This is a genomic window from Caulobacter sp. HMWF025 (assembly GCF_003060965.1).
Taxonomy (GTDB): domain Bacteria; phylum Pseudomonadota; class Alphaproteobacteria; order Caulobacterales; family Caulobacteraceae; genus Caulobacter.
In genome coordinates, this window is record NZ_QAII01000029.1 from 23,877 (window position 1) to 39,176 (window position 15,300).

At 63.9% G+C, this 15,300-nt stretch carries 16 protein-coding genes and 1 pseudogene; 10 read left to right on the top strand and 7 right to left on the bottom strand.

The genetic code is table 11. From position 1 onward, the window contains the following. Nucleotides 1-14: 14 nt before the first annotated feature. Together DBR10_RS03550 and DBR10_RS03555 are read right to left on the bottom strand one after the other, a co-directional pair. Entirely contained in the window at nucleotides 15-857 is an 843-nt protein-coding gene (locus tag DBR10_RS03550; protein ID WP_108556146.1) for an arginyltransferase, read from the bottom strand. Between the two features lie 100 nt (nucleotides 858-957). Beyond that, on the bottom strand, nucleotides 958-1,857 hold the full coding sequence (locus DBR10_RS03555) for a flagellar motor protein MotB (protein ID WP_108506110.1): 900 nt from the start codon (nucleotides 1,855-1,857) through the stop codon (nucleotides 958-960). A 102-nt stretch (nucleotides 1,858-1,959) separates the two neighbouring features. On the opposite strand from DBR10_RS03555, the pseudogene DBR10_RS03560 reads away from it, so the two are divergent. The 4 genes and pseudogenes from DBR10_RS03560 to DBR10_RS03575 form a co-directional block, all read left to right on the top strand. Next, a pseudogene (locus DBR10_RS03560) lies at nucleotides 1,960-2,826 on the top strand (NAD(P)-dependent oxidoreductase); the annotation flags it as partial. Between the two features lie 27 nt (nucleotides 2,827-2,853). Further along, the gene (locus tag DBR10_RS03565) at nucleotides 2,854-3,243 is read left to right on the top strand and encodes a hypothetical protein (protein ID WP_108506112.1); all 390 of its coding nucleotides are present in this window, start codon (nucleotides 2,854-2,856) and stop codon (nucleotides 3,241-3,243) included. Between the two features lie 17 nt (nucleotides 3,244-3,260). Beyond that, a complete protein-coding gene (locus tag DBR10_RS03570; RefSeq protein WP_108506113.1) occupies nucleotides 3,261-4,337 on the top strand; it encodes an alpha/beta fold hydrolase in 1,077 nt (358 codons plus the stop codon). A gap of 83 nt (nucleotides 4,338-4,420) precedes the next feature. Continuing rightward, nucleotides 4,421-4,720: a ribosomal maturation YjgA family protein gene (locus tag DBR10_RS03575; RefSeq protein ID WP_233243247.1), complete on the top strand. Its 300-nt coding sequence runs from the start codon at nucleotides 4,421-4,423 to the stop codon at nucleotides 4,718-4,720. Nucleotide 4,721: 1 nt separating this feature from the next. Here the strand turns inward: DBR10_RS03575 and DBR10_RS03580 are convergent, their stop codons facing one another. Further along, nucleotides 4,722-5,570 carry a metal-dependent hydrolase gene (locus tag DBR10_RS03580; RefSeq protein WP_108506114.1) on the bottom strand — a complete coding sequence of 283 codons (849 nt, stop codon included), beginning with the start codon at nucleotides 5,568-5,570 and terminating at the stop codon, nucleotides 4,722-4,724. 71 nt (nucleotides 5,571-5,641) lie between these two features. Between DBR10_RS03580 and DBR10_RS03585 the strand changes: the two genes are divergently transcribed. Beyond that, complete coding sequence (locus tag DBR10_RS03585) at nucleotides 5,642-6,256, top strand: TetR/AcrR family transcriptional regulator (RefSeq protein ID WP_233243249.1); 615 nt, start codon at nucleotides 5,642-5,644, stop codon at nucleotides 6,254-6,256. A 59-nt stretch (nucleotides 6,257-6,315) separates the two neighbouring features. Here DBR10_RS03585 and DBR10_RS03590 read toward each other — a convergent pair whose 3' ends face one another. The 4 genes from DBR10_RS03590 to DBR10_RS03605 all read right to left on the bottom strand — a co-directional run bounded on the left by DBR10_RS03590 (nucleotide 6,316) and on the right by DBR10_RS03605 (nucleotide 9,864). Further along, entirely contained in the window at nucleotides 6,316-6,699 is a 384-nt protein-coding gene (locus DBR10_RS03590) for an NUDIX hydrolase (protein ID WP_255579975.1), read from the bottom strand. Continuing rightward, entirely contained in the window at nucleotides 6,696-7,700 is a 1,005-nt protein-coding gene (gene hemB, locus DBR10_RS03595) for a porphobilinogen synthase (protein ID WP_108489889.1), read from the bottom strand. The genes DBR10_RS03590 and hemB overlap by 4 nt, the downstream gene beginning before the upstream one ends. Before the next feature lie 48 nt (nucleotides 7,701-7,748). Next, a complete protein-coding gene (locus DBR10_RS03600; RefSeq protein ID WP_108489795.1) occupies nucleotides 7,749-8,204 on the bottom strand; it encodes a DUF2147 domain-containing protein in 456 nt (151 codons plus the stop codon). 157 nt (nucleotides 8,205-8,361) lie between these two features. Further along, complete coding sequence (locus DBR10_RS03605) at nucleotides 8,362-9,864, bottom strand: flavin-containing monooxygenase (protein WP_108489794.1); 1,503 nt, start codon at nucleotides 9,862-9,864, stop codon at nucleotides 8,362-8,364. A 255-nt stretch (nucleotides 9,865-10,119) separates the two neighbouring features. Here DBR10_RS03605 and DBR10_RS03610 point away from each other — a divergent pair, with 255 nt between their 5' ends. From DBR10_RS03610 to hemA, 5 genes are all read left to right on the top strand, one after another. Then, nucleotides 10,120-11,259 (top strand): isobutyryl-CoA dehydrogenase, encoded by a 1,140-nt coding sequence (locus tag DBR10_RS03610; protein ID WP_108506115.1) that lies wholly within the window; start codon nucleotides 10,120-10,122, stop codon nucleotides 11,257-11,259. Nucleotides 11,260-11,295: 36 nt separating this feature from the next. Then, a complete protein-coding gene (locus tag DBR10_RS03615) occupies nucleotides 11,296-11,898 on the top strand; it encodes a histidine phosphatase family protein (RefSeq protein ID WP_108506116.1) in 603 nt (200 codons plus the stop codon). Further along, nucleotides 11,892-12,947 (top strand): enoyl-CoA hydratase/isomerase family protein, encoded by a 1,056-nt coding sequence (locus tag DBR10_RS03620; RefSeq protein WP_369831758.1) that lies wholly within the window; start codon nucleotides 11,892-11,894, stop codon nucleotides 12,945-12,947. Before DBR10_RS03615 ends, DBR10_RS03620 begins: the two co-directional genes overlap by 7 nt. Nucleotides 12,948-13,006: 59 nt before the next feature. Beyond that, nucleotides 13,007-13,813 carry a class I SAM-dependent methyltransferase gene (locus DBR10_RS03625; RefSeq protein ID WP_108506117.1) on the top strand — a complete coding sequence of 269 codons (807 nt, stop codon included), beginning with the start codon at nucleotides 13,007-13,009 and terminating at the stop codon, nucleotides 13,811-13,813. A 192-nt stretch (nucleotides 13,814-14,005) separates the two neighbouring features. Continuing rightward, nucleotides 14,006-15,232, top strand: a complete 1,227-nt coding sequence (gene hemA / locus DBR10_RS03630; protein WP_108506118.1) for a 5-aminolevulinate synthase — start codon at nucleotides 14,006-14,008, stop codon at nucleotides 15,230-15,232. Nucleotides 15,233-15,300: the final 68 nt, after the last annotated feature.

A 15,300-nucleotide genomic window follows, 5' to 3' on the forward strand; every position in this document is an offset into this window, starting at 1 on the left:
CCGATGGACGGCTTCTAGAGTCCGTCGAGAATTGCGGGCTGGGCATCGCTGATGTCCAGCTCGCTTCCGGCGGCTTCACCTTGTGGCGATAGTACCCTGGGGCTACGCGCGCCGCGTTCACGGGCCGACATCAACGCCCAGCCGCCGGGCTTGAGGATTTCGAGGGGGGAGAAGCGCGCCTTGTAGGCCATCTTCTCGCTGCCAGGGACCCAGTAGCCCAGATAGACGAACGGCAAACCCGTCTGCCGGGCCTGGACCAGATGATCCAGAATGATGAAGGAACCGAGGCTCCGCCGCCCCTCATCCGGATCATAGAAGCTGTAGACCAGCGACAGGCCGTCGGCGAGGACATCGACCAGGACGCAGGCAACAAGATCGCCTGGGCCTCGGTCCAGTGACTTGCGGCGGTACTCGATCAGATGGGTGCGGACCGCCGTATCCTCGACCATCGCCACATAGTCGGGCCAGGTCATTTCGGCCATTCCGCCGTCGGCGTGGCGGGTCAGCAGGTAGCGGCGCAGCAGTTCAAATTGCTCAAGCGTCGCCTCAGCCTCAACCAGATGCCGCTCCAGGTCCTCATTGCGTCCAAGAACGCGTCGCTCCGACCTTGAGAAGACATAGTCGACGACGGGGGCTCGCGCCGACTGGCAAGCGCGGCAGGTCTCGCAGGCCGGCCGGTAGGCGATGTTCTGAGAGCGACGGAAGCCGACCTGGGTGAGGCCGTCATTGACCGTGGGGCCGTCCGAGAGAGGGAGGTGGGCGAAAACCTTTCGCTCTTCCCGACCCGGCAGATAGGGGCAGGGCGTCGGCGCTGTCAGGAAGAACCGAAGCTGTCGCGTCGGAAAATGCTGAGTCACTGAAGCGCCCGTCCCCTTTCAGCGGCCCGAGGCCGATGAGCGATTAGGGGGCATGGCGCAGGTTTGCGCAAGCGCCAGAGTCGGACTGGCCGCTGCTGCGTTAAAGCCCATCAGGCAGGACCGGCTTTTCACGCAAAAGCACAATCGAGATGCGCCGGTTTCCGGCAAGCGTCGGGTCGTCCGCGTAGAGCGGCTCCGAATTGGCCTTGCCCGAAACCTGATAGATCCGGTCGTCATCGACGCCGGCATTGCGCAGCACGAGGCGTGAGGCATCAGCTCTTGCGGCGGAAAGAGACCAGTCACTGTCGCTCTTGCGGCCTTCGGCATTGGCGCTGGTATGGCCCGAAACAGTCACCCGGTTCGGGAGCTGATTGATCACCTTGGCAACGGCGCGCAGCAGGATCCGGGCTCGGTCATTGGGCTCGCGCGAGTTCTCCTTGAACATCGAGCGCCCTTCCTGGTCGATCAGCTGAATGCGCAAGCCTTCAGGCGTCTGATCGATCATGATCTGCTTGGACAGTTCCGCCAGTTCCGGCATGTCCTGCAGCGACTGCCGCAGGGACTGCGCTGCGGAGGCGAAGCTGTCCTGCTCCTTCTTTGCCAGAGCATCGCGCAAGGCTTGCTCACTGGCGGAATCAAGGCTCCCCGTGCTCGAGCTCTGACCTTCCTTGTTGGTTTCGTCCGGGGCTTCGGGAGCCATCTGCTGGATTACGGACATCTTGCCGTCGGCCTTGGCACCGTCATCACCCAGCGAGGTTCCGCCCAGGATCCCGCCCGAGCCGCTGGTAGTCGACGAAATCGAAGCCGGCGCGAAATAGTCCGCAATCCCCTGCTTTTGCTCGGGGCTGGTCGTGTTGAGCAGCCACATCAGCAGGAAGAACGCCATCATGGCGGTCACGAAGTCGGCGTAGGCGACTTTCCACGCGCCGCCGTGGTGGCCGCCGCCGACCACCTTCTTGACCTTCTTGATGACGATAGGCTGCTCGCCGCTGACGGCCATCGTGCTTAAGCCTGCTTAACTTTGACCCACGGAAGGTGAAGGGTGGACGTTAAGATGGGGTTGCCGTTCGGGCTCTGACGCGCGAAATCGCAGACCGAACAAGGAGTCACCGGCATGAAGACGGCATTTATCGGTCTGGGCGTGATGGGCTATCCCATGGCCGGTCATCTCAAGGGCGCCGGTCATGAGGTCTCGGTGTTCAACCGCAGCCCTGCCAAGGCGCAAGCCTGGGCCACGGAGCACGGTGGGGCGACCTTTGCGACCGTCGCCGAGGCTGTGGCGGGATGTGACCTGGTCTTGCTCTGTGTCGGCAATGACGACGATGTCCGTGCCGTCGTGGCCCAGTGCCTTCCGGCCATGGCGGACGGCGGGGTGATTGTCGATCACACCACGACCTCGGCGGTGGTTGCTCGCGAGATGGCGGTTCTGGCCCGGGAGGGGGGGCGTGACTTCGTCGACGCGCCGGTGTCGGGTGGTCAGGCCGGAGCGGTCAATGGCCAGCTGACCATCATGGCGGGTGGCGACGCGGCAGCCTATGCGCGGGTTGAGCCGGTGATCTCGGTCTATGCCAAGGCGGTGCGGCGGATGGGCGAGGTCGGAACCGGCCAGCTCACCAAGATGTGCAACCAGATCGCCATCGCCGGGGTGGTGCAGGGCGTGGCCGAGGCGCTGCATTTCGCCAAGCGCGCCGGCCTGCCGACCGATGACGTGCTGGCGGCGATCTCCAAGGGCAGTGCCCAGTCCTGGCAGATGGAAAACCGCTGGCCGACCATGGCGCGGGGTGAATTTGATTTCGGCTTCGCCGTCGACTGGATGCGCAAGGACCTGGGCATAGCCCTCGTCGAGGCAGACCGAAACGGGGCCAGGCTGGAAAGCACCGCGCTGATCGATCAGTTCTATGCCGAGGTTCAGGCCATGGGCGGCAATCGCTGGGATACGTCCAGCCTTGTGGCGCGACTGGAGAAGTAATCCGGCGTCATTTTGGGGGGAGAGGCAATGTCGGTAAATCTGACGGGCATCTGGCAGGGGCTCTATTCCTACCCTCAGGGTTATGAGCCGGTCGGTTTCACGGCCACGTTGCTCGAGAACGGCAAATGGCTGAGTGGCTCGATCCACGAAGTGGCTCTGGAACATGACGGCCTACCCGTCGAGGTATTCGCGACATTGCTGGGGAGCCGGCAAGGGCGCCAGGTCGATTTCGCCAAGACCTACGACGGTACGGGCGACTGGGCGCATCAGGTGTTGTACGACGGTTTGCTCAACGACGACGCCACCGAACTGACAGGGCGCTGGTCGATCCCGGGGGTCTGGTCGGGCAAGTTCCTCATGATCCGCCCCGAAGGACGCCGCGCCGGCGTCATTCGGGAAGTCTTCCAAGCCGTCTGAAGGTTAGGTCCATCGCCTTGTTTCGACATCTTGCAGCCGCCGTCGCACTGTCCCTCGCCTTAGCCACTACAGCCGCGGCCGCTCCCGCGGTCGCGCCAAAGGAGGGCGATTTCGTCGCTCGGGACTTCAGGTTCCGGTCAGGCGAGGTCCTTCCCGAGTTGAGGCTTCACTACACCACCCTGGGCGAGCCGAAGCGCGACGCCAGCGGCCGGGTCACCAATGCGGTGATGGTCCTGCATGGTACCGGCGGTACAGGGCGACAGTTTCTGAGCCCCCAGTTTGCCGACGAGCTTCTCGTGCCGGGCGGACTGCTGGATCCGGCCAAATACTACATCATCCTTCCCGACGGCATTGGTCACGGCAAGTCATCCAAGCCGAGCGACGGCCTGCATGCCCGGTTCCCGCAGTATGACTACGACGACATGGTCGCCGCCCAGCACCTGCTGCTCACCCAGGGGCTCAAGGTGGATCACCTGCGGCTGCTGATGGGTACCTCGATGGGCTGCATGCACAGCTTTGTCTGGGGCGAGGCCTGGCCGGATTTTGCAGACGCCCTGGCCCCGTTCGCGTGCTTGCCGAACGAAATCGCCGGTCGCAACCGCATGTGGCGCAAGCTGCTGATCGATGCGGTCCGGCAGGACCCCGCCTGGAAAGGTGGTGACTATGGCGAGCAGCCCAGGGAGGGCCTGCGCACGGCGCTGGGCCTTCTGATGGTGGCGGGCCTCTCGCCCTTGCCGACCCAGATGGCCGCGCCCACCCGCGCGGCCGCCGACAAGGCCGTGGATGACTATTTCACGGCTCGCATGCCGGCGCTGGACGCTAATGACCTGATCTATCAGGTGGCCGCGTCACACACCTATGACCCGTCGCCGAAGCTGGAGACGATCACTGCGCCGGTGCTGTGGATCAACTCCGCCGACGACTTCATCAATCCGCCGGAACTGGGGATCGCGGAGCCGCAGGCCCGGCGACTGAAGAACGGGACGTTTGTCCTGCTGCCGATCAGCGAAAAAACCAAGGGGCACGGAAGCCACACCTGGGCGGTGCTGTGGAAGGACCGGCTGTCGGCGTTCCTCAAGGCGACCGAGCGCTGAGGGATCGCCCTCTGAACCCGCGCCGGATCTATGGCCGGGCCGCAGCTGTCGTTCTCGCCATTGAGATCGGCATCGCGGTGTTCGTGGATGATGCGCTCATCCGTCCCTACTTCGGCGACGCCCTGGCGGTGGTGCTGGTGTATCTGGGGGCGCGTTGGCTGTTGCCTTTGAGGCCGGTTACCGCAGCGGCGGGGGCGCTCGCCCTGGCTGTAGCCATTGAACTGGCCCAGTACTTCCACATGCTTGCGGTGCTTGGCCTGGAGCACAATCGGCTGGCGCGAACCATCCTGGGCGGTGTTTTTGATCCGGTCGACCTGGTCGCCTATGCCTCAGGGGCCGCGGCCGCGCTGATCGTCGAGCGCGTCCGCGGCGAGCGCCTGTAGACTATTCCGCAGCGATCGCGGGCGCGAACTGGTCACGCACGGTGGCCAGTCGCTCACGGTTATCATGGTCCCACGGATGGAAACCCGGGCGATACCACGCCCAGTATTCCCGCGCGCAGCGGCGGAACAGGCCAGGCTGGCCGAACAGGAACCACAGGACCCTGGCGCGGGCGGCTCCCGGCTTCATGCCGTCGGCCTCGAGGAGCTTGCTGGCATAGACGGTGATGTTGCGGGTGAACATGATGCTGATCAGCACCATGACCCGGACACGCAGGCGGTAGCGCTGTAGGGGCTTCCAGCCCTTGGTGATCTCCTGGAAGACATCGAACGCCACGGCCTTGTGCTCGGTTTCTTCCAAGGCATGCCATTGCCACAGCCGCGTCATCTCGGGGTCGGTGTTGCGGAAGAGGTCGTCGCTGCGCATGAACGAGTCGGCCATCATCGAGGTAAAGTGCTCGAGGGCGATGGTTGCGCCCAGCATGGCCATCGGGCCACGGCCCCGAACCATGGTGGTGCGTTCTCTCACCTGGGCTTCGATCTCGGCCACAGGATAGCGGCTGCGATCCAGACCCCCATTCATAGCCACATGTTCGCGCGAGTGGATGGCTTCCTGGGTGATGAAGGCCTTGGCGTCATCGAGCAGCTTGCCCGACAGTTTGGGGCGATAGTGGCGGACCGCGTCCATGAACAAGCGCTCGCCGTCCGGGAAGGTCAGGGAGAGGGCGTTGAACACCGCCGTGCCAACCACATCACCGCCCAGCCATGCCCCCTTGCCGACAGCCTGGGTGTCGAAGTGGAGGTCGCGGGGGATGACGGTGACGTCGTCGGGGGTGCTGCGTGGCGGTGCCATGGTGTTTGATCCTGCCTCGGGATACGGATGGGATGTTCAAGTCTGACGATAGAATGGCGTTACCGACAAAAATGTCAATAGAGAATTCTGACTGCCGCATCCGGCACCGCCGTTCGCCCGAGGCGTCACGCGCCAACATCCTGGCCGCCGCAGAGGCGATCCTGCTGGCCTCAGGTCCACAGGATCTGAAGTTGGTCGAGGTGGCCAAGGGTGCCGGCGTGGCCAACGCCACCGTGCTGCACCACTTCGGTTCGATTGACGGTGTCCAGACCGCCCTGATGGAACGGATGATCCGGCAGCTGGTCGACAATGTGCTGTCCATCACCGTGGCAGAGGGGCAGGGCGCGGCCTTCGCCGGTGCAGGCATGCTTGCCCTGTTCGACGCCTTTGAGACCCAGGGCGCAGCGCGCCTGGCCGCCTGGCTGGCGCTGACCGGCGAGGCATCTCGGATGACGGGCGTCCGGGGCGCGGTTCAGGAGGTGATCGATGCGCGCATCAGCCAGATCGACGGCGTCTCCGCCGAGGTGATGGGCGACTTCATCTTGGGCTGCGTTACCTACGCCCTGGGGGTCGGCCTGTTCGGCGCGCCACTGGGCGAGCTGCTCGGCAAGCCGCCGGGCCGGGCGCGGGAAGTGGCCCTGGGCATTCTGCAGGCGCGACTGGACGCGGCGGCGCGCGGCGCCTAGAGCATTTTCCGACGAAGTGGAGGCCGGTTCGTCGTCAGAAAATGCGTTAAAACAAATGACTAGAGGGCCGCAAGCACCACACGCATAAGCGGCGCAAGACGGATCTCGCCCGGATCGGTGATGTCGATCCAGGCCATCTCCTCGATCTCGGCGCTCACGCCGATCTCGCCATCGACCTGAGCCAGATAGGTGGCGGCCCTGACCGTGAAGCCGGCTTCGTTGGCGGCCGGTGCCTCGAAATGCCCGAGCAGGTCCGCGCTCACCAACTTGCAGCCCAGTTCCTCGTCAAGCTCACGGGCGAGGGCGGTGATGTCATCCTCACCCGGCTCGAGTTTACCGCCAGGCTTCATGAAGATCGCCGTGCCACGCTTGCGGACCACCAGCATCCTGCCGCCGTCGTTGCGAATTACTGCGGTGACGATGTCGATGATGCCTTGCGTCACGCCCCCAGCGTCTCCGCTGCCCAGGGCGCAAAATAGGTGATGATCCCGGCGGCACCGGCACGCTTGAAGGCTGTGAGGCTTTCGAGCACGGCGCGGTCATGATCGATCCAGCCGTTCTGGGCCGCCGCCTTGATCATCGCGTACTCGCCCGACACCTGGAAGGCGTAGGTGGGCATGCGGAACTCGTCGACCAGGCGGCGCAGGATGTCGAGATACGGCATCCCCGGCTTGACCATGACCATGTCGGCACCTTCGGCGATGTCGAGGGCGACTTCGCGGATGGCTTCTTCGGTATTGGCCGGGTCCATCTGGTAGGTCTTCTTGTCGCCCTGGCCGGCCGAGAGCTTGGCCGAGCCGATGGCGTCGCGGTACGGGCCATAGAAGGCCGAGGCATATTTGGCGGCATAGGACATGATCATCACGTCCTGGAAATTGGCCCCCTCAAGGGCGGACCGCAGGGCCCCGATACGGCCGTCCATCATGTCGGACGGGGCCAGGATGTCGGCTCCGGCCTCGGCCTGCATCAGGCCCTGCTCGATCAGGCGCTCGATGGTCGGGTCGTTTAGGATCTTGCCCCCTTCGACCACGCCGTCATGGCCGTGGTCGGTGAAGGGATCGAGCGCCACGTCGCACATGATGCCGACCTCCGGCGCAGCGTCCTTCATGGCCTTGACCGCGCGCGGGATGACGCCGTCCGGATCGGCGGCGATCGAGCCGGTGGCATCCTTCCGGGCCCCGTCGATGTGCGGGAAGATGGCGATGGCCGGGATGCCCAGGTCGCGGGCCCGAACGGCGGCCTTTGCGGCTTCCTTGACCGATAGTCGCTCGACGCCCGGCATGGACGCCACCGGGATGACGCCTTCGCCCTCGTGCACGACCATCGACCAGATCAGGTCGGAGGGACGCACCTCGGTCTCGCGGACAAGTCGGCGCGTCCAGTCAGACTGACGCAGACGGCGAAGCCGGGTGGCGGGATAGGGCGCAAGAGGGGGCGTTGTCATGCCTCTGGTTTCGCGCGGGCGAGCCGGCGAGGCAAGGCACTTTGCCCCTTAAGGTGTCCGGTCGGCCACGGCGTAGGGCCCGTCAATGCGGGTCCAGACCTGGGACTTGCAGAGAAGATTGCCGATCACGCAGCCCTTGGCCCGAAGGGTCTTGCCGTCCAGAAGTTCGGCCGAGCCCTGGAAGGTCATTCTGAGCGTCGGGACATAGACCCGGCCGCTGAGCGATCCATTCTTCTGGGCTTCGAAGTTCCGCAGGATCCTCTGGCCGATGAGGCTCTCCGAGCCGCTGTTGCGGGCGTCCGCCTGAGCCTTGGCGCTGGCCCAGATCACGACGCCGCAAGTCTCGCCACCACAGTTCTTGATCTCGAGGTGGACGCTGTCCCGAGGATTGCGCCACACACCATAGGTGCGGGACACGTCATTGGGTTCGGCGGCATGGGCCGGCCCTTGGCCAAGGGCCGCCATGGCCGCCAGTGCGATATGGCCGGATCTGAAAATACGCATGTTGCCTGGATAGCGCCCCTTCAAGAGGGCGAGACTTGTGAAAAACGCCGCCGCTTTTCAAGGCTGGCGGCGTCCAAGGCGATTCAATCCATGTAACAGCAGATTTCAGGGCCATGCCTGGGCGACAACCGGGCGATTGCTGATCAAGCCTTCTGCATCACGTATAGTGGAAGGCTGCGACATCCAGATCGATGGCCGGAAGGGCGTCCTTCTCGGCCCAGTAGTCCTGGGTATGTCGCCATTCAGGCTTGTCGCCGGCCTTGGGCAGGAGGTGGAGGCCACGCATCAGATAGCCGGGATTGAAGTTTTCGGGGTCGATCCAGGGGCCCAGCTTCATGTCCTTGTCCTCCGGTCGAAGCGCGACCGAGACCTGGCTGGCTCCCCTGGCCTCCATGTGGGCGAGAAGGCGGCACACGAAGTCGCCGATCAGGTCGGCCCTCAGGGTCCAGCTGGCGCGGAAATAGCCGAAGACCCAGATCATGTTGGGAACGCCGGTGAACATCATCCCCCGGTAGGTGATCGTGTCCGAGAAGGTGAGGGGCTTTCCGTCGATCTCGAACGCGATGTCGCCGAGGACGTTCAGATTGAACCCGGTGGCGGTGACGATGATGTCGGCTTCAAGCGTTTCGCCGGATTTCAGCAGCAGCCCCTTGGGCGTGAACCGCTCGATCTCGTCGGTCACGACCGAGGCCTGGCCTGAGGCGATGCCCTGGAACAGGTCGCCGTCCGGGACGAAGGCGATCCGCTGCCGCCAGGGGCGATAGCGCGGCGTGAAATGCTTCTCGATGTCGAAGTCCTCACCGAGGAAGGCCTTCACACCCTCCAGGAGTTCGGCCTTTACGACGTCAGGTTCCGCGACCGCTCGGTGCGTGAACATCTCCTGATCAAACAAGGCCTTGCGCCGCACGATCTCATGAATCCAGGTCTCGTCGATCTGGATTTCCCGCAGCGTGTTGGCGAGGTCGTTCTCGTTGCGACCGGGCACGAAATAGGTGGGGGAGCGCTGCAGCAGCGTGACGTGGGCGCAGTCGCCGGCGATGGCCGGGACCAGGGTGGCGGCGGTCGCGCCCGATCCGATGACCACGACCCGTTTGCCGCTGTAGTCGAGACCTTCGGGCCACTCCTGGGGATGGATGATCTGGCCTTCATAGTCACCCATGCCGGGCCATTCTGGCGTGTAGCCCTGCATCTGCCGGTAGTAGCCCTGGCACATCCACAGGAAGTTCGTCGTGAAGGTCAGGATCTTTCCGTCGCTCCGGGTCACTTCCAGTGTCCAGAGCTTCTGGCTCGATGACCAGCGGGCATGGGTGATCTTGTGGCCATATCGAATGTGGCGGCCCAGATCGTTTTCCTCGATCACTTCGCCCATGTAGCGCAGGATTTCCGCAGCGCTGGCGATAGGCGGACCAACCCAGGGCTTGAAGCGATAGCCGAAGGTGTAGAGGTCGCTGTCCGACCGGATGCCGGGATAGGTGTGGCTGCGCCAGGTGCCGCCGAAATCGCCGAGGGCGTCGAGCACGACAAATCGGGTGCCGGGCCGCTGCCGGGTCAGGTGGTAGGCTCCGCCGACACCCGAGATTCCGGCCCCAACGATGATGACATCGAAGTGCTCGACCCCTGTCGCATCTGCTGGCCTGGCGAGTGTGGCTGTCTCTGTCATTGGACCCGACTCCTGCTGGCGGCGGGCCTGACGGCCGCGTCGCGTTTCTCTCCCGGTGACGCCTCTTTCGGACGCCTAACTAATCATTGTAAAGTTGAGGCTGATCCTGTGTTTGATCGGGATCAAGCGGATTCTGACATTCACCGGGCCAAAGCCTGTGCGCGACGCTGGCGCATTGACACAGGGCCTGCCGCACGGCAGTTCAACGTTCAAGAAGGCTGGGGCGGTTCTGCCCTGCACGGGAGGATATCGCGCATGGATTTCTCGCTCAGCGATGATCAACTGGCCATCCAGGACGCGGCGAAAGCCTTCGCTGTGGGACAGCTTGCCCCGCACTCGTCCCGTTGGGATGAAGAGAAGTTTTTTCCGGTCGACGTGCTTCGCGAGGCGGCCCAACTTGGGTTTGCCGGGATCTATGTGAACGAGGATGTCGGCGGCACAGGGCTTTCCCGGCTTGATGCGTCCATTATCTTTGAAGCGCTCAGCTACGGCGATGTCCCCACAGCGGCCTATCTGACCATTCACAACATGGCGTCGTGGATGATCGACCGGTTTGCTTCGGAAGCGCTGCGTCAGAAATACCTGCCGCGCCTGACGACCATGGACCTGATCGCGAGCTATTGCCTCACCGAGCCCGGTTCAGGTTCGGACGCCGCCAACATGCGAACCTCGGCGCGCCTCGACGGCGATCACTATGTGCTCAACGGCGGCAAGGCCTTCATCTCCGGCGGCGGGGTCTCTGACATCTATGTTGTCATGGCCCGAACGGGAGGCGAGGGTGCCAAGGGCGTTTCGGCCTTTGTCGTCGAGAAGGGCACGCCAGGCCTCAGCTTCGGGGCCAATGAACGCAAGATGGGCTGGAACGCCCAGCCCACGGCCCAGGTGAACTTCGACGACTGCCGGGTGCCGGTTGCCAACCGGATCGGTCAGGAGGGCGAGGGCTTCCGGTTTGCCATGATGGGGCTGGACGGCGGACGCCTGAATATCGCCTCCTGCTCGCTGGGCGGGGCCCAGTTCGCGCTGGATACGGCCAAGGCCTATATGGAGAGCCGGAGCCAGTTCGGGCGGCAGTTGAAGGAGTTTCAGGCTCTGCAGTTCAAGCTGGCGGATATGGCCACCGAACTGGAGGCTGCGCGGCTGATGGTTCGTAACGCGGCCCACGCCCTCGACAACCGTCACCCTGAGGCCACCAAGCTCTGCGCCATGGCCAAGCGGTTTGCGACCGACGCCGGCTTCCAGGTTGCCAACGACGCCCTGCAGCTTCATGGCGGCTACGGCTACCTGCAGGACTATCCTCTGGAACGGATCGTACGAGACCTGCGGGTGCACCAGATCCTGGAAGGGACCAACGAGATCATGCGCGTCATCATAGCGCGCGAGATCTTTCGGCAGTAGAGCCACGTCCAGCCTCCGCCGAACCCAGGACCAGACGTGATCTATCTCTGCCGCCATGGCCAGACCGAGTGGAACCGCGACCGCCGCCTGCAAGGGCAGGCCGAAGCCGACCTGACGCCGCTGGGCCGCCTGCAGGCCGCTGCGATGGCCGACCTGCTGTTCGACCTTCTCGCCCGCGAGCCGTCAGCGGACTGGCGGATCGTCGCTAGCCCGCTCCGGCGGACCCGCGATACCGCCCAGGCGATCGCCGACCGGCTCGGCCTGGATCTGGCCTTCGATGATCGGCTGATGGAACTGACGGTCGGGGCGTGGGAAGGGCGGCTCTATGCCGACGTGCAGCACGAAAATCCCGAGGCCTTCAAAAGCCCCGAATGGTTCTTCACTGCGCCAGGCGGCGAGACCTACGAGCAGGTCATGGCGCGTGTCTCCGACTGGCTGACCGGGCAGGTCGCCGAGCCTGACCGTCGGCTGATCGTGGTCAGCCACGGCATTGCCGGCCGTCTGCTGCGCGGTACCTATGCCGGGCTGTCGCGCGAGGAGACCCTGGCCCAGGACGTGCCGCAAGACGCGGTGTACCGATTGAGCGGTGGCCAGATCGACCGCCTGGACTGCGAACCCGTCGAGGAACCCGCATGCTGAACGATACGGCCGAAATCATTGTCCGCGTTCAAAAAAACGTTGGCCGGATCACCCTCAACAGGCCCAAGGCGCTGCACGCCCTGACCTTGGGCATGTGCGAGACCATGATCGACACCCTACTGGAATGGCAGGGCGATCCCGAGATCGACATGGTCATGATTGACCATGCCGGCGAGCGCGGCTTCTGCGCGGGTGGTGACATCCGGATGCTGGCCGAGAGCGGCGCTGGAGACGGTGTAGCGGCGCGGCAGTTTTTTCATACGGAATATAGACTTAACCACCTACTGTTCACCTATGATCGCCCCGTTGTGGCGATTATGGATGGCGTCGTGATGGGCGGTGGTGTCGGAATCTCGATGCCGGCCCACTACCGGATCGCGACCGATCGAACGACCTTCGCCATGCCCGAGACCGGGATCGGTCTGTTCCCGGACGTCGGCGGGGGCTGGTATCTGCCGCGCCTGCCCGGCAAGGCCGGGCTCTGGCTGGCTCTCACGGGGGCGCGGATCAAGGCCGCTGATTGCCTCCGCCTCGGGATTGCCACTCATTTCGTCGAGTTCGGCGCGATCGAAGGTCTGAAGAAGAAGGTGATCGCGGATCATCGCCGGATCGATGAAACCCTGCGGATGTATCGGGCGGATGCCGGTAAGGCTCCGCTGGCCAGCATCGAGCAGGACCTGAACCGGCTTTTCGTCGGCGAAAGCGTCGAGGAAATCTTCGAATTCCTGGAAATGGACTCCAGCGACTGGGGCAAGGCGCAACTTGCCGTGCTCAAGACCAAGTCGCCCCAGACCCTCAAAGTGGCGTTCCGGCAACTGCAGAGCGGGGCGCTGGCCGAGGATTTCGCCGAGCACATGGCGCTGGAGTATCGCATCGGCGCGAGGGTGGTGCAAAAGCCCGACTTCATCGAGGGCGTCCGGGCCGTCATAGTTGACAAGGACAATGAACCGAGATGGTCACCCGCAGATCTTGCCGGGGTAACCGAGGCGATGCTCGACGAGATTTTTGCGCCCCTGCCGGCGGCCGATGAGTGGACGCCGCTGACGTAGCGGATTGCCTGCGCTAACGTGTGCGCAATCAAGAACATGTCCGGTTCGGAAGGAATGCCATGCGCAAGCCGCTTCTCAGTCTCGTTGCCGTGCTCGGCCTTGCCGCCTGCGCCACGACGCCCATGGGACCGCCGCCTCCGCCGCCACCGCCTTCGGGCGCATCGGTCGTCCAGATTCCCGGCAATATCGCCGTCGCCATCAGCGATCCCGCCCGTCCGGCTGCGGACATGGCGCGCGATGCAGACAGGATGCCGGCAGAGGTCCTGGCCTTTGCTGGGGTCAAGACGGGCGCAAAGGTGGCCGACCTGATTCCGGGGGGCGGTTACTTCACGCGGATCCTGTCAAAGGCCGTCGGCCCCAAGGGGCGGGTCTTCGCCTATGTGCCGGACGAGTTGACCAAGCTGGCCAAGCGCGAGCCGGCGGTGAACGCCATCGCCCGCGATCCGGCCTTCCACAATGTCACCGTGATCCTGAACACGCTGCCGAGCTTCTCCGCACCTGAAAAGCTGGATCTGGTTTTCACCGCCCAGAACTATCATGACATGCACAACAAGTTCATGGGCCCCGCTGACCTCGGCGCTGTGAATAAGGCCGTGTTTCGGGCCCTGAAGCCGGGCGGCGTTTATCTGGTGATCGACCACTCTGCTCAGCCGGGAAGTGGTCTGAGGGATACCGAAGGTTTCCACCGCATTGATGCTGCCGTCGTCAAGTCTGAGGTTACAGCCGCCGGCTTCATTTTTGAGGGCGAGAGCAAGGTCCTTCGAGACCCCGCCGACAAGCGCGATGTCAGTGTTTTCGATCCGTCAATTCGCGGCAAGACCGATCAGTTCATCTACAAGTTCCGCAAGCCGGGCGGCGCACGTTGACGTCCGGCACCTCATCCAGTGCCTGCAGTGGCGCAGGGCAGTCCTGTTTTGGGGTGACGAAGGACCTGTTGCTGTTGTCTAAGTAGTGGTCCTTATGTGGACAGCATCGTCCGGCACATGCGAAACGCAGGGTATCGAGAAGGGACCGATTGTCCGGCGGCGAGGGTCGTCAGGCGGTCGAGCAAGAACACCATGGACTACAAATCCGCGTTCAGCGCCGCCATTGGCCAGATCCGTGAAGAGGGTCGCTACAGGGTGTTCGCCGATCTGAAGCGCCATCGCGGCGCTTTTCCGCGTGCGACCTGGACCGGCCCCGAGGGCCGGGAAAACGAAGTCGTTGTCTGGTGTTCGAACGACTATCTGGGCCAGGGCCAGAACCCGGTTGTTCTTGATGCCATGCATGCGGCGATCGATCAGCATGGCTCTGGATCGGGTGGCACCCGCAACATCTCGGGCACCAACCATCATCACGTCGAGCTGGAGGCCGAACTGGCCGACTTGCACGGCAAGGACGCGGCCCTCCTGTTCACCTCGGGATACGTTTCGAACGAAGCGAGCCTTAGCGTTCTCTACAAGATCCTGCCCGGCCTGATCATCTTCTCGGACGAGCAGAACCACGCCTCAATGATTGCGGGTATCCGCAACGGCGGCGGAAAGCGGCACATTTTCCGCCACAACGATCTGGCGCACCTGGAAGAACTGCTGGCGGCCGCTCCGGTTGATGCGCCGAAGCTCGTGGCCTTCGAGAGCGTCTATTCGATGGACGGCGACATCGCCGATGTCGGCGCGACAGCGGCCCTGGCCAAAAAGTACGGGGCCATGACCTATCTGGACGAAGTCCATGCGGTCGGCATGTACGGCCCGCGCGGTGGCGGCGTCGCCGAGCGCGACGGCGTCATGGACCAGATCGACATTATCGAGGGGACGCTCGGCAAGGCCTTCGGCGTGATGGGGGGATACATCACCGGCGATTCCGAAGTGATCGACGCCATCCGACTGATGGCATCGGGCTTCATTTTCACGACCTCATTGCCGCCGGCCCTGACGGCGGGGGCACTGGCGAGCGTGAAGTGGCTCAAGCAGCAGCCTGCCGTTCGCGACTCGCATCAGGAGCGCGCCAGGGTCCTGAAGTCCATGTTCAAGGCTGCGGGCCTTCCGGTCATGGAAAACGACAGTCATATCGTGCCGGTCCTCGTTGGGGATCCCAATCACACCAAGCTGATCAGTGACATGCTGCTGGCGGACTACGGCATCTATGTGCAGCCGATCAACTATCCGACGGTTCCGCGTGGTACAGAACGTCTGAGGTTCACGCCGACGCCGTTCCATACCGACGACATGATGCGCAAGCTGGTCGGCGCGATGGAGAAGCTCTGGGCCCATTGCAATGTGGCGCGGATGGGTGGCCACGCGGCCTAGCGGCCAGTTGGTGCTCTTCCTGGGCGTCAGCCCGAATGAGAGCTTCGCCGTTGCCCTGAACGGCTATC